The sequence below is a fragment of the Nocardia albiluteola genome (genome assembly GCF_018860155.1).
GTDB lineage: Bacteria > Actinomycetota > Actinomycetes > Mycobacteriales > Mycobacteriaceae > Nocardia > Nocardia albiluteola.
The window spans coordinates 68,288-85,732 of sequence record NZ_JAHKNI010000003.1; the positions used below are offsets into that span (position 1 = coordinate 68,288).

A 17,445-nucleotide genomic window follows, 5' to 3' on the forward strand; every position below is an offset into this window, starting at 1 on the left:
CCGCGCGGGCGGCCTACGACGGCGGGACGATCGGGTACTCGCCGGTGTGGAACGTCGGCCGTCGAATTCCCTGGAATCGCTGCAGGATTCGCGGGCGCCGCAGGAATCGGGCGAACCATTCGCCCAGGGTGACCCCGGCGGCGAGGGCGCAGCCCACGCCGAACGCGGCCAGCAGCTGGTTCAATCCGACCAGCTGGTGGCCGTTGAGCAGCGCCGACAGGCCCCGGTACACCGTCAAACCCGGTAGCAGCGGGGTGATTCCGGCCACCGCGACCACCAGTGGCGGGGTCAGCGCCCGGCGGGCCATGAGACCACCGGCCAGGCCCACGACGCACGCGGCCACACCGGAGGAGACCACCGGGCCGAAGCCGGACTGCTGCACCAGCAGATAGCAGACCGTGGCGGACGCGCCGCTCATCCCGGCGGCGGCCAGGGCCCGGCGCTCGGCGTAGCAGGCCAACGCGAAGGTCAGCGAGGCCACCGCACCGGCGAGCACCTTCATCGGAAGGTTGTTGATGCTCTGCGTCGAGGACGAGATGTCGATCGGCGGCGCGACCGCATGCAGCAGATCGGCCGCCTTCAGCGCCAGCGCGACCCCGGCGATGATTCCGCCGGTCATCATCATGACCTCGAGCATGCGGGCGGAGGCGGTGATCGGCGCGCCGGTTATCGCGTCCTCGACGGCACCGACCAGCTGTAATCCACTGAGCAGCACGGTGATTCCGGCCGCGACGATGATCGAGGGATTCGCCTCGATGTGCAGGGCGAAGGTGGCGAGCAGGATCGCGGGGATGGTGGCGATCGCGCCGCCGACCATCGCCTGGAAGAACGAGGGCAGGTCGCGGTAGTTCAGCGCCCGGTTGGTGCGGTCGATTGCGGCGGTGGCCACACAGCTGGTCGCCGCGACCAGGATGCCGCCGCCCAGCAGCAAGGCGATCGAGGCCGCCAGCACCGCCCAGCCGGCGGTGGCAACCCAGCGGTTGTAGGGATGCGGCGCGGAGGTGATCTCGTCCAGGGCCGCGTGCGCCTCCTCGGGCGGGACCACCTCGCGCCGGATGCGGCGGGTGAGCCGGTCGACCGCGGCCAGCCGGGTGAAGTCGAGCGTGCGGTACTGCACCACCCGCATGGTCGAGGCGGGCGGCAGCTTGGGCCCGCGGTCGGCGGAGATACGAATCGAGTTGTAGGTGACGTCGATATCGCAGCGGTCCAAACCGTAGGTGGCGGCGATGAATTCGACCTGGGTGGTGGTGTCGGTGACCGCGGTGCCCGAGGCCAGCACCACCTCGCCGACCCGCTCGGCCAGCTCCATCACCTGCGTGACGGCGGCGTCGTCGGACAGGTCGATCGGCCGCAGCGGGGCCGGCGCCTCCACGACCGCGTCCACGGTGGCGATGCGCTCGGCCACCAACCTGTCGATCACCCTGTCGATCGCGCGTCGCCAGCGTGCGCGCCGGCGCGGGACCGCCGCCTCTCCGATCTCGACTGCATCCACCTCGTCACTCACATGAAACAACGTTAGGGGTGCGTAAAGAATGTGTCAGCCCCGGCACGCATATGAGCCACCGCCGACCGGGGCACGGTGATGCACCTCATCGCCGGTGTCGCGGTCACACGGTCCCGATGACGACAGTTCTCCGGGCGCGATACACCGACGCGCCGACGTGCGCCCTCGCCCGCGGGAGCACCCGGCCTGCCGAAGATAGGCTCGGATCATGGCATCCGAGAGCGACACCCGGACGGCGGACCATCTGCGCGCGGCCCTGGACGGCCCGTGGCGGGACGTGCGCGAGCAGGCCCGCGGCTGGCTGGACGACGAGAGCCTCTACGGCGATCCGTATCTGGACTACCGGGCGGCGCGCTCGCGGGTCCTGGACCAGATGCGCCTGGTCGCGGGATTCGGTGTGGCCGAACGGGGTTTCCGCGTCGAGCACGGCGGCACCGGCGATCCCGGCGGCGCGGTCACCGGGCTCGAGATGCTCGCCTACACGGATCTGTCGCTGTGGGTGAAGAGCGGTGTGCAGTGGGGCCTGTTCGGCGGCGCGGTCGAGAACCTGGGCACCGACCGCCACACCGAAGTGGTGAAGCGGCTGCTGACGCTGGACCTGCTGGGCTGCTTCGCGATGACCGAATCCGGGCACGGCAGCGACGTGGCGAGCCTGGAGACCACCGCCACGTACGATCCGGTGACCCAGGAATTCGTGGTGCACAGCCCGACCGAGTCCGCGCGCAAGGACTACATCGGCGGCGCCGCCGAACACGCCCGCATGGCCGCGGTGTTCGCGCAGCTGATCACCGGCGGCGAGGGCCGCGGCGTGCACTGCTTCCTGGTGCCGATCCGCGACGCGGTCGGCAACGATCTGCCCGGCGTCACCACGGGCGACTGCGGGCTCAAGGGCGGGCTGCCCGGTGTGGACAACGGCCGCATCCTGTTCGATCACGTCCGCATCCCGCGCGAGAATCTGCTCAACCGCTACGCCGACGTCGACCCGGACGGAACCTATTCCTCGGAGATCGAGAATCCCGGCCGCCGCTTCTTCACCACCCTGGGCGCCCTGGTGCGCGGGCGGGTCAGCGTTGGCGGCGCGGCCGCCGCGGCCGCGCGGGTCGCGCTGACCATCGCGGTCGACTACGCCGAGAAGCGCCGCCAGTTCGACGATCCCGACACCGGGCAGGAGGTGCTGCTGCTGGACTACCGCAATCACCAGCGGCGCCTGTTGCCGCACGTGGCGCGTGCCTTCGCGCTGGCGTTCGCGCAGAACGATCTGGTGCGCCGCATGCATCTGGTGCAGACCGGACAGGATCTGGATCCGGGCGCGCAGCGGGCCCTGGAAAAGCGTGCGGCCGGGCTCAAGGTCGCCCAGACCCGCCACGCCACCCGGAGCATCCAGGAGTGCCGCGAGGCGTGCGGCGGCGCGGGCTATCTGACCGAGAATCGCCTGGTCACCCTGAAGGCCGACACCGACGTGTTCACCACCTTCGAGGGCGACAACGTGGTGCTCACCCAGCTGGTGGCCAAGGAACTGCTGACGGCCTACTCCGACGAGGTGCGGGATCTGGACGCGCTGGGCTGGGTGCGATTCGCCTCGACGATGGCCCGCGACGTCGTGCGCGAGAGTTCCGGTGTGCGCCAGCTGATTCAGCGGCTGCGCGACCGCGGCGGCGATTCGGTCGACGACGGTGACCTGTCCCGTCGCGCGGTGCAGTTGCAGCTGCTGGCCGACCGCGAGGACTACCTGGTGCGGACCGCCGCGCACCGGCTGCGGGCCCGTGCCAGGGAGACCGGGCCCTTCGAGGCGTTCAACAACGCCCAGGACCACATCCTGCTGGCCGGCGAGGCGCACATGGAGCGGCTGGTGCTGGAGGCGTTCATCGAGGGAATCGCCGAGATCGAGGATCCACAGGCCCGGGCGCTGGCCGAAACGGTCTGCGACCTGTTCGTCTACTCCTCGCTGGAGCAGAACCAGGCCTGGTACATCATGCACCGATTCATGTCGGTGGACCGGGCAAAGCTGGTGCGCCGCGGGGTGAACGAGCTGGTGGACCGGCTGCGCCCGCACGCGGCCACCCTCGTCGCGGCGATGGGCGTCCCCGCCGGCACCCTGCGCGCGGCGATGCTGGACGATCCGAGCTCGCACCAGGGGGAGTAGGAGATCGGTGGGACGTCGCCTCGGCCCCACGCCCCATTAGGGTCGAGGCGTGAACCGACCGTCCACCCCGGCGATCCGCAGCACCGCGCTGCTCGCCACGATCGTCCTGCTCGGTGTGCTGATCACCGTCCTGCTGCCGCTGACCTTTCCGCCGGGCGCCGGCCCCACCGGATTCGACCGGGCCGTGGACTCCTGGGTGCACACCACCTTCGACGCACACCCCGCCGTGCTCCGGATCCTGGTGACGCCCAGCGACGCCTACGTCATCGTGCCGGTCATGCTGCTGGGCGCGCTGTGGTACGCGTGGCGGCGGGACTGGTGGCGGGCCGGATTCCTGCTCGTCGCACCGGAACTCGTGGTCGCGCTCAACACGTTCGCGCTGAAGTACGTGTGGCACCGGCATCTTCACCACTACCTGGCCTATCCCAGCGGCCACACCGTTCAATTCGTCGCGATCGCCACGGGTTTCGTGCTCGTCGCCCCGACCGCGCGCGTGCGGGCCGCCGAGTTCGCCGTGGCGGCGGTGCTGCTGGTGGCGATCGCGATCGGCATGATCGGATTCGGATACCACTATCCGACGGACATCGTGGGTGGCGCGGCCATCGCGGTCGCCCTGACGACCGCGCTGTACGCGGCGTTCAGCCCGGGCCGAACTGCACGAACGCCGAGGCTACGAACCACAGCAGCCACGCGACCGCGATGAGCATGCCCAGCAGCAGCGCCACCCGCATGAACCCCCGGCCCAGATTGATGCCGCCCTCCTGCGTCGGGTAGAGCTTCCACGGGCTGTACCAGGGCATCTCGATGGCCATCCGGGACGAGGGGGTCAGTGCGGCCTGCGCCTGCTCCTCCCGAAACGCCTCGGCCTGGGCCTGCTGCGGTCCGCCGTGCCACAGCGTGGTGTCCACCGGGCCGCCGAAGCCCTCCGCGACCAGGTCCTGCGGCGCGGGGAGATACGGCAGGATGCTCATCCCGCGGAACGACATCGCCACGTCGTTGATCGTCCATTGCGCCCGCCCCTGCGAGGCCTGCGCGTCGAGGTAGTCGGACAGATTCCTGGGGTTGTCGCCGAGCACCACCTGGAGTCCAGGATCGCTCCAGAACTGCCGCACCCGCAGTTCCGACCCCTGCGGCGGCACCACCAGCACCGCGCCCTGCACGACCCGCTGCCCCAGGCCGCGCTGGGCCAGCCAGCTCTGCAGCGCGTAGGTGTGATCGCGCGAGGAGTCCAGGGGCGTGCGCCGTTCGCCCCCCTCGAGGGTGACGACCTGGTTGCCCACCCGCCACGGACCGTCCAGCGGCACCTCCAGCTCGCCGGACACCTGCTCCACCAGCGCCTCGGCCTCGATGACCACGCAGCTGGACGGGGTCCACACGATCGCATCGAATTGATGTAATTGATCCTCGTGGAACAGGCTGCAGTTCACCGTGGCCACCCCGTGCGGATCGCCCGGGCCCTTCCAGGTGCGCAACCAATCGATGAGCACCCGCTCGGCCAGGGTGCCAGCGGCATTCTGTACGCGCACGAGCATTGGCGGCCCGCCCTTTCCCCTCGACACTCGTTATCGCACAGCTTAAGTGCTCGAACGGGAATGCAGACGGATCTGGCCCGTAAGTGTTTACCGGTAGACCGGATCGACGGGGGTGATCGGCAGCCGCAGCGCGCCCGGCGCCCACACGGGCACCGACGGCTGGATCGGTGCGACCGGCTCGATCCGCCGGTACGACTCGCCCAGTTCCGGGCGCGGATCGGCCGCACCCTTGTTGGGCCAGAACGCCATTGCGCGCTCGGCCTGCGCGGTGATGGTCAGTGACGGGTTGACGCCCAGATTCGCGGTCACCGCCGAGCCGTCGGCGATGTGCAGGCCCGGATGGCCGAACACGCGCTGATAGGGGTCGACCACGCCGCTCTCGGGTCCCTCGCCGATCACACAGCCGCCGATGTAGTGCGCTGTCGCGGGGATGTTGAACACGTCCATGGCCAGGCCGTGCACGTCGCCGCCCACCTTCTCCCCGAAGCGGCGGCCGATGTCGTGGGCCACCGGGATCCAGGTCGGATTCGGGGTGCCGGTGCCCTGCTTGGTGCGCAGCTGCCCCCACCGCCGGTAGGAGGTCAGCGAGTTGTCCAGGGACTGCATGACCAGCAGGATCACCGACTTCTCCGACGCGTGCCTGGAATTGAGGCTGCGCAGGAACACCATCGGATGCACGACCGTCGCCAGCAGGAACCGCACGAAGCGGAACGCGCCGCCGTCCACGATCGGCACGGACATCGGAAACAGCGCGTTCTGTCCCTTGCCGTAGTGGCACACCTCGATGTGGGTGTCCGGCTCGGGGTGGATGGAGGAGGTGATGGCCACGCCCTCGGCGAAATCGCTCCGCTCGCGGCTCACCACGTTCAGGATGGCCTCGGAGTTGCTGCGGGTAAGTTCGCCCAGCCGCGGCGACAGCCGCGGCAGTACCTTCTCCTCCCGCATCTTGTGCAGCAGCTTCTGGGTGCCCAGGGCGGCCGCGGCGAACACCACCTGCTCGGCGGTGAAGGTTCTGCGCTGCTTGCGAATCCAGCGATCCGAGCGGGCGGTCTCGATGGCGTACCCGCCCCCGACCATCGGGCGCACCTTCGTCGCGGTGGTCAGCTCGACCACGTGCGCCCCGGCCTGCTCGGCCAGGTAGAGGTAGTTGGTGGGGGTGGTGTTCTTGGCGTTGTGCGGGCAGCCGGTGAAGCAGCGCGCGCAGTGGATGCAGCCGTTGCGGCGCGGGCCCGCGCCGCCGAAGTACGGGTCGTCCACCTCCGTGCCCGGATCGTCCTCGTTGAAGAAGACGCCCACGTTGGTGGGGTGGTAGGTGTCCGCGACGCCGAGATCCTCCGCGATCTCGCGGATCACGTCGTCCGCGGGGGTGACGCGCGGATTGGGCGCCACGCCGAGCATGCGCTTGGCCTGGTCGTAGTACGGGGCGAGCTCGTCGCGCCAGTCGGTGATGTGGGCCCACTGCCGGTCGCGGTAGAAGTTGGGCAGCGGCTCGTAGAGAGTGTTGCCGTAGATCAGCGAACCACCGCCGACCCCGGACGCGGAGAACACCGCGCACCTGCCGAGCAGGCTGATCCGCTGCGGACCGGTCAGGCCCAGCCGGGGCGCCCAGATCGACTTGCGCACATTCCAATTCGACTTCGGAATGGACTCGGCCGGCCACCGGCGGCCGGATTCGAGCACGGCGACGCGGTAGCCCTTCTCGGTCAGCCGCAGCGCGCTGACGCTACCGCCGAAGCCGGAGCCGATCACGATCACGTCGTAGTCGAAGTCGGACATGGTCTTCCTCTCGCACAAGCACGCCGGACGCGCGCGCCGCGTGGAACACTTTCCGGCTCATTCTGTCATCACGGCTGGCCGCGCCGCCCACCCCCTGACCGACCGCGCCGGGCGGTGTGCGGCGGCCGCGGCCGGGTTTGCGCGTGGTAAAGAACCCTGGCGCGGACCGCCGTGTCACCGTGGTGTGCCGGGTCGTCCATCCCGTGACCGATCGCCGTGTCACCGTGGTGTGCCGCGTCGCCCACCCTGTGACCGACCGCCGTGTCACCGTGGTGTGCCGCGTCGCCCACCCCGTGACCGATCGTGTCGGCGCGGCGCACCGCTAGGGAGAATGGCGGTTTGCGCCGGATTGGGGTAAGCAACAGGCTGTGACGAGCGAACCCGGCGCCGAGCCGCCGGCACCGGACACCGAGCCGGTGCCCGAGCGCGAGCGCGCGCCCGCGGCGGCGACCCCGGATCGCATCCTGACCGTGCCCAATGCACTCAGCGTGCTGCGGCTGATCGGGGTGCCGGTGTTCCTGTGGCTGGTGCTCGCCGTCAAGGCCGACGGCTGGGCGTTCGCGTTGCTGGTGGCCAGCGGCGTCACCGACTACCTGGACGGCAAACTCGCCCGGCTGCTGGATCAGTATTCGCGCCTGGGCGCGCTGCTGGATCCGTTCGTCGACCGGCTCTACCTGGTTGCCACGCTGCTCGGGCTGCTGGTGCGCGGGATCCTGCCGTGGCCGTTCGTGGTCGTGCTGATCGGCCGGGATCTGGTGCTGACCGCGACGCTGTCGATCTATCGCCGCCGCGCCCTGGATCCGCCGGAGGTGATCTATCTCGGCAAGGCCGCGACGTTCGCGCTGATGGCCGCGCTGCCGTGGCTGCTGGCCGGTCAGATGGATTGGCCACTGGCAGGTTTCGGGCGGGCCTTCGGGTGGGCATTTCTGATCTGGGGCACGGCGGTCTACGTGTGGACCGGGGTGCTCTATCTCGGCAAGGCCCTGGCGGTGGGCCGCGCGATACCGGCCATACCGCGCAATTCGCCGCAGTGATTAAAGTGTTCGCCACAGGCACGCCCCGCGAAAGGAACTTCTGCTGTGACCGACCTTCCCGAGGATTTGCGCTATACCGAGGAGCACGAATGGGTGCGTCGACTGGGCCCGACACGCGTGCGGGTGGGCATCACCGACTTCGCCCAGTCACAGCTCGGTGACATCGTGTTCGTGCAGCTGCCCGCGGTGGAGACCGACGCCAAGTCCGGCGAGGGCATCGCCGAGGTCGAATCCACCAAGAGCGTCTCGGACATCTACGCCCCGTTCGCCGCGAAAGTCGTTGCGGTGAACGACGATCTGGATGCCTCGCCCGAGAACCTCAACACCGACCCGTACGGCGACGGCTGGCTGTTCGAGCTCGAGGTACAGGACGCGGCAACGCTGGATTCCGCGCTCGCCGAACTGCTCGACGCCGCAGGTTATCAAGGAGTTACCGCAGGCTGAAGCGGCCTTCACAGTTCTACCTGCACGGGATCGCCCTGGCAGGGTACGGTCAATGCCAACAGATGTGCGGGCGGCCGGTCCGGAATGTCGAAGGGCGCGACAGCCGGTCGCGCTGGGTGACGGCAGTGTCGGAATCGGAAGCTTGTACGGATAATCGGTTCGAGGAGGAGAGCAAGGGTGAGCGAGAACAAAGACCCGGGTTACGGGGAGAGCGCGGCCGAGACGACATCGGTATTCCGCGCTGATTTCCTCAACGAGGTCGACGCGTCGCGCTCCGCAGAGCAGACCGGCGAGCAGCCGGTGCAGGGTGTCGAGGGGCTGCCCGCGGGCGCGGCGCTGCTGGTGGTCAAGCGCGGCCCGAATGCGGGCTCGCGGTTCCTGCTGGATCAGCCGACCACCTCGGCGGGGCGCCACCCCGACAGCGACATCTTTCTCGATGATGTCACGGTGAGCCGTCGTCACGCGGAGTTCCGGCAGGACGAGGACACCTTCCAGGTGGTCGATGTGGGCAGCCTGAACGGCACGTACGTCAACCGCGAACCGGTGGATTCCTCGGAGCTGCAGAACGGTGACGAGGTGCAGATCGGCAAGTTCCGCCTGGTGTTCCTGACCGGCCCGCGACCCGCCGGCGAGACGGCCGGGCTGTAGGACTCGGCACGAGATGACAGGCGCTGCGCAGTGGACCCGCGGAGGGATGTCGATCGGCTCCGTGCTGGATCTACTGCGTCCGGATTTTCCGGACATCACCATCTCCAAGATCCGCTTCCTCGAGTCGGAGGGGCTGATCAGCCCGGAGCGTACGCCCTCGGGTTACCGCAGGTTTTCGGTCGCGGATGTGGAGCGGCTCAAGTTCGTGCTGACCGCGCAGCGCGACCAGTACCTGCCGTTGAAGGTGATCAAGGAGCAGCTGGAGGCGATCGACAGCGGTGCCGCGACGCTCGGGGTGCGCGAGGCGCGCGCTCGGGCGGACGGCGCCACGAACGGGTCCGGCGGTTCGGGGCGTATGCCCGAGCCCGCCCGGCCCGGCCCGGCTCTCGCCCCGCCGCGGAGGCTGGGCGTGGTCCCGGGTGAGGTGACCCCGGACGAGCTCCGGTTCGACGCCGAAATCCGTATCGCCCGTGCGGATCTGCTCGAACAGGCCGGGATCGAGGAGAAGTTCCTGGCCGAGCTGATCCGCGCCAATCTGATCACCCCGGGCGCGGCCGGATATTTCGACGCCGAGGCGGTGACGCTGGCGCGCACGGCCAAAGCGATGAGTGAATTCGGTTTGGAGGCGCGGCATCTGCGCGCGTTCAAGCTCGCCGCGGATCGCGAGGCGGCGATGATCGCGCAGATCGTGGCGCCGATCGCCAAGAGCCGCGACGCCGATGCGCGAGCACGCGCGGAGGAGACCGTGCGCGAACTCGCGGCGTTGTCGCTGACGCTGCATACCAGCCTTGTGAAGACGTCGGTGCGGGGCACCCTCGGAGGCTGAAATCTTCGCCTAGACTCGGTGTTACGGTCGGCCCTTGTGGTGGCATGCTGGACGGCCGCGAGTATTGGGAGGCAGTGGCGAGTCATGACTGAAATGCGTGTGATCGGCATCCGTGTCGAGCAACCCCAGAATCAGCCCGTGCTGTTGCTCCGTGAGGTGTCCGGCGATCGGTACCTACCGATCTGGATCGGCCAGGCCGAGGCGACGGCGATCGTGCTCGAGCAGGAGGGCGTTACGCCTATCCGCCCGCTCACTCACGACCTGATCAAGATCCTGATCCACGATTTGGGGCATACCCTCAAAGAGGTCCGGATCGTGGATCTGCAGGAGGGCACCTTCTACGCGGACCTGGTGTTCGAGAACGATCTGCGGATCTCGGCGCGTCCGTCGGATTCGGTAGCTATCGCCTTGCGGGTGGGTTGCCCGATCTACGCGGAGGAGCCGGTGCTCGAGGAGGCGGGGCTGGTAATGCCCGACGAGCGCGAGGACGAGGTGGAGAAGTTCAAGGAATTCCTGGAATCGGTCTCCCCGGACGACTTCAAGGCGACGGACAGCTGAGGCGGGCCCGGCGGCATCTCGGCTTGCTCGAGCGGGTCGTCACCTCGGCACGCTCCAGCGTGCCGATGACCGGGAGTTTGCCCACAGCAATAACTCTCACGTAGAGGTCGAGAAACACGCTCCGAGCGGAGTTTGGTTCGATGCCCGTGCTGCCGAGACAATCGGAAGGGTAGCCTCGACAGTTAGGCCGTTGTTCTGCTTCGGCAATGCAGTGAGGGAGTAGTCAGTGGGAGACCAACCGCAGACACCATCTGAGACGCGGCCCGCCGCGGTGGTGCAGCCAGGGCTGTTCCCCGATGACACCGTGCCCGACGAACTGGTGGGCTACCGGGTGCCCAGCGCATGCCAGGTGGCCGGGATCACCTACCGGCAGCTCGACTACTGGGCCCGCACCGGCCTGGTCGTCCCGTCGATCCGCAGCGCCACCGGGTCGGGCAGCCAGCGGCTGTACTCGTTCAAGGACATCCTGGTCCTGAAGATCGTCAAGCGGCTACTGGATGCCGGCATCTCGCTGCAGAACATTCGCATCGCGGTCGATCACCTGCGCAGCCGCGGGGTCGAGGATCTGGCCGGCATCACCCTGTTCTCCGACGGCGCAACGGTCTACGAGTGCGCCTCGCCCGAGGAGGTCGTCGATTTACTGCAGGGTGGGCAGGGTGTCTTCGGCATCGCCGTCAGCGGCGCCATGCGCGAGCTGACCGGCGCGATCGCCGCCTTTCCGGCCGAGCGGGCGGAGAGCCATACCGAGCGCCCCGAGGACGAACTCGCCTTCCGCCGCAAGGTACGAGAGAACCGTAAAACTGGGTAGCTCCCCGCTCGGACGTCGGTATCAGTCCGCATAGTGCGGGCGTGGCGGACCGGGGGAGGGGCCGAGCAGCGGCGACAGCCAATGCCGATAGAGGCGATCCCAGGTGCCGTCGGCGCGGATGCGTTCCAGGGTGGCATTGACGAACCGCACGACGTCGTCGTTGCCCTTGGGGATGCCGACAGCGTACGGCTCGTCGGCGATATTGCCGCCGACCACCTCGATGTTCGGGTCCTGGACAGCCAGGCCGGCGAGCACCATGTCGTCGGTGCTCACTGCGTCCACTTCGCGCTGCTGCAGCACGACCAGGCAGTCGTCCCAGGTCGGTACGGTCAGAATGGAGGCGGCGGGCTGCTCGCGCCGGATCCGGTCCAGCGAGGTGGTGCCGGGGACCACGCACACGCGCTTGCCGGCCAGGTCGGCCAGGTCGGTGATGCCGGAGTTCTTCACCGCCAGTACCCGCTGATGCGCCATCAGGTACACGCTGGAGAATGCGGCGTCCTGCCGCCGGTCGCAGGTGACGGTCATGGTCTTCACCACCACATCGACGGTGTGCTCTTGCAGGACGCGTTCGCGTTCGTCGGAGCCGAGCATCCGGTATTCCACCCGTTCGGGGTCGCCGAACAGATCGCGGGCGATCTCCTTGGCGATGTCGATGTCGAAACCGGCGAGGGTGGTGCCGCTGACCGGATCTCGGAAGCTGAACAGACTGGTGCTCGCGTCCGTTCCGACTACTAGCCGGCCGCGGGCGCGTATGGCGTCGAGGTTGGGGCCGCGGCCGACATCGACCGGGCGCAGGCTGGCCGTCGGATCCCCGCAGTGCTGCCCGATATCCGGCGGGGGTGGCGAATTGGTCGCCGCCGGAGCGGCGTTCACGGGCAGCGGCGGCGGTTCGTTGTAGCCGACCGTGCGATCGGGGGGCGAGTGTAACTCCTGGCCGCAGCCCGGCACCAGCAGAGCGGTCGCCGCCAGCAGGATGGTCAAGGTTCGCCGCGCAGTCATCGGTACTCCCGCAGTCTCGGCCACAGACCCAGCACCACGAACGCCGCGGCCAGCACCGACAGCGCCAGCGCGCCCGGTGCGAGCAGATCCAGTGCGCGGGCCGCGTCGAAGATTCCGGCGCGCAACGTGTTTCGGGTCTCAGCGATGCCGTTACCGAGCGCGTGGTCGAGCGTGTCCACGTTCACGGCAGCTCCGGTCGGGTCGGGGCCGACCGCGATCGCGTCGGCGCCCGGGAAGTCGCCGCGGGCCAGCGCGTCGTTCATCCGCTGGTGCGCTTCGCGCCAGCGGACCAGGGCGGCGCGGGCAGTGCTGACGTCACTGAAATCTGTTGCGCGGCGCGGGTATTGGTTGAGCAACTGGGCCACTTTGGTGGTGGCGTCGTCGTAGTTGCGGTCGTAGTCGCCACCGACTTGGCGGCGCACAAGTTTCAGGGTTTCGGCGGCACGGGCCCGCTCCACCTGGATGCGGCTCTGGGTCAGCTCGGTGGCCGGCACCATGCCGTTGTCGCGGGCCTCGGTGGTCGAGACTGCCGAGATCGACCCGGCGAGCACCGTCCAGGTCAGCAGGCTGACCACTGTGACGGAGGTCAGCAGCAGGCCCAGGTTGAACACCCGGCGCCAGCGTCGCGCCAGATACAGCTGGACGGCGACCAACGCGGCCAGCGCCACCAGCGGCAGCAGGATCGCCGACCATGGCGGCCGCACGTGATTGCGCTGGGTGGCGATGATCGCGTCGGACCGGTGCTGCTGCAGTTCTGCCGCCTCCGGCAGCATCGTGGTCCGCATCAGGTGCGACGCTTCGCTCAGGTAGGCGGCGCCCACGGAATGGTCGTCTCGGTTGTTGGCGCGGGCGGTTTCGACCAGGCCGGCGTAGATGGGCAGTCCGGTCGCGATGCGGGTGCGCAGCTGAGAGTCCGGAGCGTCGTCGGCGCTGTTCGACTGCGCGACCAGGTCGGCCGAGGCCTCGCCCAGTGCCTGGTAGTAGCGTTCGCGCACCGATGTGGGTTCCAGTCCGCTGGACAGGAACGCGGTGCCGGCGGCGGCGTCGGTCATCGACAGCGAGGTGTACAGGCTCTGCGCCAAATTGGCATCCGGTTCGGCCGTGTTCAGCAGATAGTCCAGGGAGTGCTGGCGGCTGCTCACCGCCGTAGCCGTCACCGCACCCGCCAGCAGGCACAATGCCGCCAGCAGCAACCCGAGGGCGATCAGCTTGGCCGGTGAGGACCGGATGAACGCGTGCAGATCGGTCGCATCCAGGCGCTTGTGCACGAAGGCGACCGCGGCCGGCGCAGAGGGCTCATCGTCTAGCCGATACCTGGTCTGAGTCGTATCCACCTCCATCCGGTCGCCTATGTGTTCGATGCCCCCTCACCCCATTGTGGTCCAATCGGGGCCGCTTTGGGCGTGTTGCGTCGAAGTAGCCGCCACCGACCTGCTGCTATTGCCAAAGCAGGGGCGGCTGGATTTCGGTGCCACGCGCGGCGATGTGGCCGTCTGGGCGGATCAGGATGAGCTCGCCCGGGCGGGGTGCGTAGATTTCCTGGAATTCGCCACGGCCATCGAGAATCCCGCGTGCTGTCGTGGAACTGATCCGGTGCACGCGCATGTGGATCGGGTCGAGGTTATCGGCGATGGTGGGATCGTCGTTGTCGAAGGCGATCAGGTTCCAGTGCGGGCCGCGGGTGAGGTCGAACAGATCGCCGCTGAACTCGGGGCCCGCCAGGCCGGTGACGTTCGGTGCCCGGTCGCCGGCAACCGGTGCCGCGGAGTTGGCCGCAGCTTGTTTGGGGTGGTAGTGGATGCCGAGGCCGGTGGTGACGGCGTCATCGGCGATCTCGCCCAGGGCTGAACTCAGCTCGTCGATATCGCCGCCCATCCGCTCGGTCGTGCGGTCGATCTTGTCCGTGCTCAACGCGAGGACCCTGCGGGCAACGGGAATCCGCTCGGCGCCATAGGTGTCCAGCAGGCCAGGGTCTGCTCCTTCGATGACCGCACCCAGTTTCCAGCCCAAGTTGTAGGCGTCCTGGATCCCGGTGTTCATGCCCTGACCGCCGGCCGGGGAATGTACGTGCGCGGCGTCGCCCGCGAGCAGTACGCGGCCCCGGCGGTAGTCGGTCACCATGCGGACGTTGACGCGATAGATCGAAAGCCAGTTCGCGCTGGTCAGCTTGACGTCGGCGGCTCGTTCGTCGAGCAGTTGCTGGTACAGCTCGAGGCTCGGTTCCGCCGGCTGCGCCTGCGCCGGGATGGGGGTCTGGAGTTGAAACAGGTCGCTGTTGGGCAGCGGCGTGAGCACGAGCATTCCCTTGTCGGACGGCCAGATGTGCATGTGGCTGTGGTCCAGGTCAGCGACGGTGACATCGCCGATGTACCAGCGCTGCGACTCGTAGGTCTGTCCCTCCAAGTGCAAGTCGATCAGCTTGCGGGTCGTGCTCTTGCCGCCGTCGGTTCCCACGACGTAGCGCGCCCGGATCGTGCTGTCGCCCTGCGCTGTCCGCAGGGTCACCGCGACCCCCTCGGTGTCCTGGGTGAGGTCGACTGCTGCCACGCCGTATTCGACCATGCCACCCAGTTCGCGCAGTCGTTCGCGCAGCGCGTGCTCGACATCGAACTGCCCGATCCACAGCGCGTCGGGGTAGGGAGTGTGAAAGGTATCCCTGGCGCGCACCACGATCGAGGGCCGATCGACAACGTCTCCGGACCGATCGTGGAATCGCACCGGCAGATCGGCGACGCCGGTGCGCACGACGTGATCGACGGCGCCGAGGTCGTCCAGTACCTCCAGCGAGCGGGACTGGATTGTCTTGGCCTTGGACGCGCGGTTCGGTGCGGTGTCCCGCTCGATCACGCGGCAGGTGATGCCCCGGCGGGCGAGATCGCAGGCCAGCGTGAGTCCTACCGGACCAGCACCGATGACAAGGACGTCGGTCTGGATCATGTCGTGGTCGCTCATCTCTTCCTCCCATGACAGCTAATTAGATGCAGAACTGCATCTTATGCTGCTCAGAATACGAGTAGTTGATAAGATGCGCAAGTGCATCCAAAGAGTGATCGAGGGGTCCACCGCCGCCGCGGGTCGGCGCTGCAGGAGGCCCTGTTGAGCGCCGCCTGGGCGGTGCTGCGTGAGAACGGCTACGCCGGATTCACCCTCGAGGCCGTGGCCAATCGGGCTGGCACCAGCCGTCCGGTCATCGCCCGCCGATGGGCCACCCGGCAGGAACTGCTGGACGCGACCATCGCCCACGTCGGCGCGCAGCGTGGCAACCCGACGCCCGACACCGGCAGCCTGCGCGGCGATCTGATCGCACTGCTACGCAGGGCCAACAACGCCCGCCTCGACCTCGCCACCATGCTGGGCGTGCAGCTTGGTGGCTACTATCAGGAGACCGGCAGAACCCTGGCCGACATGCGCGAAGCCCTGATCGGCGGACACGACCACGCGTTGGATGACGTTCTGGCGGCCGGCGTCGAGCGCGGCGAAATCGACCCCGACCGGTTGATTCCGCGGATCCGAGCCCTGCCCATGGACCTGCTCCGCCACCACGTCCTCATGACACTCGAACCGATGCCTGAGGAAGGCATCGAGCAGATCGTTGACATGATCTTCCTGCCGCTCGTCCGCCCCACGCGGGGATCGGATCAGTAAGCGACCGTGCCCCGTTCGGCTCCCTATCCCCACGCCGCCGTGGCCGCAGTCCCAACCGCCACTACCTGACGACGCTCCGGCCGGTCGGAGGGCAACCTACGTCAGGGTCGATGTCGGCTTTCTTGTTCTGCCAGTGCAGCCGTCGTGAGGGTGAGGTGTCGGGTCAGTAGGTCGGCGGCGGTGTCGGGGTCGCGGGCCAGCGCTGCCTCCTCCAATCGGCGATGCTCGTCGATGCCGTCGCGGTCGGGGTCGCGGTACGCCGACCAGCGGCGAGCCAGCTCGCTCGCGACCCACATCCGGTCGAAGGTCTCCAGCAACACCGGGTTGCCGCTCCCTTCCAGAAGGGTGCGATGGAACACCCGATGGGCCTCGGCCCAGGCCTCGCTGTAGTACTCGCCGTCCTCCGGGGTGAATACCGGTGTACGCGCCAAGCGGTGGTGGGCAGCTCGGACATCGCCCTCCCAGTCGACGTCACCACGTTCGATCGACATGCGTAGCAGGACCGGCTCGATGGTCCGGCGGGCCTCGCCGATCTGCTGCCAACGGTGATCGGAATAAGCCGGGACGGCGAAGCCGCGATTGGTGAGTCGTTCGGCCAGGCCCTCACCGACCAGTCGCACGAGCGCTTCCCGCACCACAGCCAGGCTCACGCCGTGTTGCCTGGATAGGTCCTGCGGCTTGAGCGCGACGCCGGGCGCGTACTGGCCGCGCATGATCGCGTGCCGCAAGTGTGTGTAGACCCGCTCGGAAAGCATCTGCTTCTCCGGCGAGGTCGGGGTGTGGGCCGTCCGGGTCATGGTTCGATCATAGACCATATTGCCGATAATCGATTATTGTTGCTATCGTCGATCTTACTGATCCGGTACACGACTCGAAAGGCCCGACACGATGAACGCAAACAACCCCTTTGCCAGGCTCCCCGAGGCGGCCTCGTTCACCGTCACCAGCACCACGGTGAGCGACGGCGCCGCCTGGCAACCCGCACAGTGCTCCTCCGGCACCCCGGGCGGCAAAGACGTTTCCCCGCATCTGAGTTGGAGTGGCGCCCCAGCAGGCACCAAGAGTTACGCCGTGACCGTGTACGACCCAGACGCCCCCACCGGCTCCGGCTTTTGGCACTGGGCTGTCGCCAACATCCCGGCCACGACGACCAGCCTTCCCGAGGGCGCCGGGGACGACGCGGGCATCGGGTTGCCGGTCGGCTCATTCCAATTGCCGAACGACGCACGGCTGCCCCGGTACATCGGTGCGGCACCGCCGGCAGGACACGGTGAGCATCGCTATTTCGTCACCGTGCACGCCCTGGATGTCGACGACATCGGCATCGCCTCCGACTCCACTCCGGCTCTGCTCGGATTCACCATCGCCGGCCACATCCTGGGCCGAGCGACGCTCGTCGCCACGGCGGAGACACTGGCGTGAGCTCCGCTCGAGGTGCCGGTTCCGCCACCAACGCGGATTCGTCGTACACGGCTTCCTGTGGCTGAGTCGAAGATGCGAGGACGGGAAATGAAACTACAAGGAAAAG

Annotated in this window: 17 protein-coding genes; 10 read left to right on the top strand and 7 right to left on the bottom strand. The window is 68.2% G+C overall.

From position 1 onward, the window contains the following. Nucleotides 1-13 precede the first annotated feature (13 nt). Entirely contained in the window at nucleotides 14-1,429 is a 1,416-nt protein-coding gene (locus KO481_RS10045; RefSeq protein WP_215917315.1) for a threonine/serine exporter family protein, read from the bottom strand. A 283-nt stretch (nucleotides 1,430-1,712) separates the two neighbouring features. On the opposite strand from KO481_RS10045, the gene KO481_RS10050 reads away from it, so the two are divergent. Beyond that, on the top strand, nucleotides 1,713-3,647 hold the full coding sequence (locus KO481_RS10050; RefSeq protein ID WP_215916794.1) for an acyl-CoA dehydrogenase family protein: 1,935 nt from the start codon (nucleotides 1,713-1,715) through the stop codon (nucleotides 3,645-3,647). A gap of 49 nt (nucleotides 3,648-3,696) precedes the next feature. Then, nucleotides 3,697-4,350, top strand: a complete 654-nt coding sequence (locus KO481_RS10055; RefSeq protein WP_308166477.1) for a phosphatase PAP2 family protein — start codon at nucleotides 3,697-3,699, stop codon at nucleotides 4,348-4,350. On the opposite strand, the gene KO481_RS10060 is transcribed toward KO481_RS10055, so the two are convergent. Both KO481_RS10060 and KO481_RS10065 read right to left on the bottom strand, forming a co-directional pair. Beyond that, nucleotides 4,286-5,179 carry an NERD domain-containing protein gene (locus KO481_RS10060; RefSeq protein WP_215916795.1) on the bottom strand — a complete coding sequence of 298 codons (894 nt, stop codon included), beginning with the start codon at nucleotides 5,177-5,179 and terminating at the stop codon, nucleotides 4,286-4,288. The two genes, KO481_RS10055 and KO481_RS10060, sit on opposite strands and share 65 nt — an antisense overlap. Before the next feature lie 87 nt (nucleotides 5,180-5,266). Further along, nucleotides 5,267-6,955 carry a GMC oxidoreductase gene (locus tag KO481_RS10065; RefSeq protein ID WP_215916796.1) on the bottom strand — a complete coding sequence of 563 codons (1,689 nt, stop codon included), beginning with the start codon at nucleotides 6,953-6,955 and terminating at the stop codon, nucleotides 5,267-5,269. 416 nt (nucleotides 6,956-7,371) lie between these two features. Between KO481_RS10065 and KO481_RS10070 the strand changes: the two genes are divergently transcribed. The 6 genes from KO481_RS10070 (at nucleotide 7,372) to KO481_RS10095 (ending at nucleotide 11,273) form a co-directional block, all read left to right on the top strand. Beyond that, nucleotides 7,372-7,989, top strand: coding sequence for a CDP-alcohol phosphatidyltransferase family protein (locus tag KO481_RS10070; protein WP_215917317.1), 618 nt, complete (start codon nucleotides 7,372-7,374; stop codon nucleotides 7,987-7,989). A gap of 45 nt (nucleotides 7,990-8,034) precedes the next feature. After that, the gene (gene gcvH, locus KO481_RS10075; RefSeq protein ID WP_215916797.1) at nucleotides 8,035-8,433 is read left to right on the top strand and encodes a glycine cleavage system protein GcvH; all 399 of its coding nucleotides are present in this window, start codon (nucleotides 8,035-8,037) and stop codon (nucleotides 8,431-8,433) included. A 177-nt stretch (nucleotides 8,434-8,610) separates the two neighbouring features. Then, a complete protein-coding gene (gene odhI / locus KO481_RS10080; protein ID WP_215916798.1) occupies nucleotides 8,611-9,081 on the top strand; it encodes an oxoglutarate dehydrogenase inhibitor Odhl in 471 nt (156 codons plus the stop codon). 46 nt (nucleotides 9,082-9,127) lie between these two features. Then, a complete protein-coding gene (gene ftsR, locus KO481_RS10085) occupies nucleotides 9,128-9,907 on the top strand; it encodes a transcriptional regulator FtsR (protein ID WP_215916799.1) in 780 nt (259 codons plus the stop codon). A gap of 84 nt (nucleotides 9,908-9,991) precedes the next feature. Continuing rightward, the gene (locus tag KO481_RS10090) at nucleotides 9,992-10,465 is read left to right on the top strand and encodes a bifunctional nuclease family protein (RefSeq protein ID WP_215916800.1); all 474 of its coding nucleotides are present in this window, start codon (nucleotides 9,992-9,994) and stop codon (nucleotides 10,463-10,465) included. Between the two features lie 226 nt (nucleotides 10,466-10,691). After that, nucleotides 10,692-11,273, top strand: coding sequence for a MerR family transcriptional regulator (locus KO481_RS10095; RefSeq protein WP_308166478.1), 582 nt, complete (start codon nucleotides 10,692-10,694; stop codon nucleotides 11,271-11,273). A gap of 21 nt (nucleotides 11,274-11,294) precedes the next feature. Here the strand turns inward: KO481_RS10095 and KO481_RS10100 are convergent, their stop codons facing one another. The 3 genes from KO481_RS10100 to KO481_RS10110 form a co-directional block, all read right to left on the bottom strand. Then, nucleotides 11,295-12,272 (bottom strand): glutamate ABC transporter substrate-binding protein, encoded by a 978-nt coding sequence (locus KO481_RS10100; RefSeq protein WP_215916801.1) that lies wholly within the window; start codon nucleotides 12,270-12,272, stop codon nucleotides 11,295-11,297. Then, the gene (locus KO481_RS10105) at nucleotides 12,269-13,612 is read right to left on the bottom strand and encodes a GlnX family signal transduction membrane protein (protein ID WP_215916802.1); all 1,344 of its coding nucleotides are present in this window, start codon (nucleotides 13,610-13,612) and stop codon (nucleotides 12,269-12,271) included. Before KO481_RS10105 ends, KO481_RS10100 begins: the two co-directional genes overlap by 4 nt. 97 nt (nucleotides 13,613-13,709) lie before the next feature. Beyond that, nucleotides 13,710-15,224, bottom strand: coding sequence for an FAD-dependent oxidoreductase (locus KO481_RS10110; protein WP_215916803.1), 1,515 nt, complete (start codon nucleotides 15,222-15,224; stop codon nucleotides 13,710-13,712). Nucleotides 15,225-15,305: 81 nt separating this feature from the next. On the opposite strand from KO481_RS10110, the gene KO481_RS10115 reads away from it, so the two are divergent. Next, the gene (locus tag KO481_RS10115; protein ID WP_215916804.1) at nucleotides 15,306-15,917 is read left to right on the top strand and encodes a TetR/AcrR family transcriptional regulator; all 612 of its coding nucleotides are present in this window, start codon (nucleotides 15,306-15,308) and stop codon (nucleotides 15,915-15,917) included. 101 nt (nucleotides 15,918-16,018) lie between these two features. On the opposite strand, the gene KO481_RS10120 is transcribed toward KO481_RS10115, so the two are convergent. Beyond that, nucleotides 16,019-16,714, bottom strand: a complete 696-nt coding sequence (locus KO481_RS10120) for a GntR family transcriptional regulator (RefSeq protein WP_215916805.1) — start codon at nucleotides 16,712-16,714, stop codon at nucleotides 16,019-16,021. A 91-nt stretch (nucleotides 16,715-16,805) separates the two neighbouring features. Here KO481_RS10120 and KO481_RS10125 point away from each other — a divergent pair, with 91 nt between their 5' ends. Then, a complete protein-coding gene (locus tag KO481_RS10125) occupies nucleotides 16,806-17,339 on the top strand; it encodes a YbhB/YbcL family Raf kinase inhibitor-like protein (protein WP_215916806.1) in 534 nt (177 codons plus the stop codon). The last annotated feature ends 106 nt before the right edge of the window (nucleotides 17,340-17,445 follow it).

Excerpts from the sequence above, each read along its gene's own strand:
- KO481_RS10050 (WP_215916794.1), top strand. The coding sequence starts at position 1,713 with ATGGCATCCGAGAGCGACACCCGGACGGCGGACCATCTGCGCGCGGCC.
- KO481_RS10060 (WP_215916795.1), bottom strand. The coding sequence starts at position 5,179 with ATGCTCGTGCGCGTACAGAATGCCGCTGGCACCCTGGCCGAGCGGGTG.
- KO481_RS10065 (WP_215916796.1), bottom strand. The coding sequence starts at position 6,955 with ATGTCCGACTTCGACTACGACGTGATCGTGATCGGCTCCGGCTTCGGC.
- ftsR (WP_215916799.1), top strand. The coding sequence starts at position 9,128 with ATGTCGATCGGCTCCGTGCTGGATCTACTGCGTCCGGATTTTCCGGAC.
- KO481_RS10090 (WP_215916800.1), top strand. The coding sequence starts at position 9,992 with ATGACTGAAATGCGTGTGATCGGCATCCGTGTCGAGCAACCCCAGAAT.
- KO481_RS10100 (WP_215916801.1), bottom strand. The coding sequence starts at position 12,272 with ATGACTGCGCGGCGAACCTTGACCATCCTGCTGGCGGCGACCGCTCTG.
- KO481_RS10105 (WP_215916802.1), bottom strand. The coding sequence starts at position 13,612 with ATGGAGGTGGATACGACTCAGACCAGGTATCGGCTAGACGATGAGCCC.
- KO481_RS10110 (WP_215916803.1), bottom strand. The coding sequence starts at position 15,224 with ATGAGCGACCACGACATGATCCAGACCGACGTCCTTGTCATCGGTGCT.
- KO481_RS10120 (WP_215916805.1), bottom strand. The coding sequence starts at position 16,714 with ATGACCCGGACGGCCCACACCCCGACCTCGCCGGAGAAGCAGATGCTT.
- KO481_RS10125 (WP_215916806.1), top strand. The coding sequence starts at position 16,806 with ATGAACGCAAACAACCCCTTTGCCAGGCTCCCCGAGGCGGCCTCGTTC.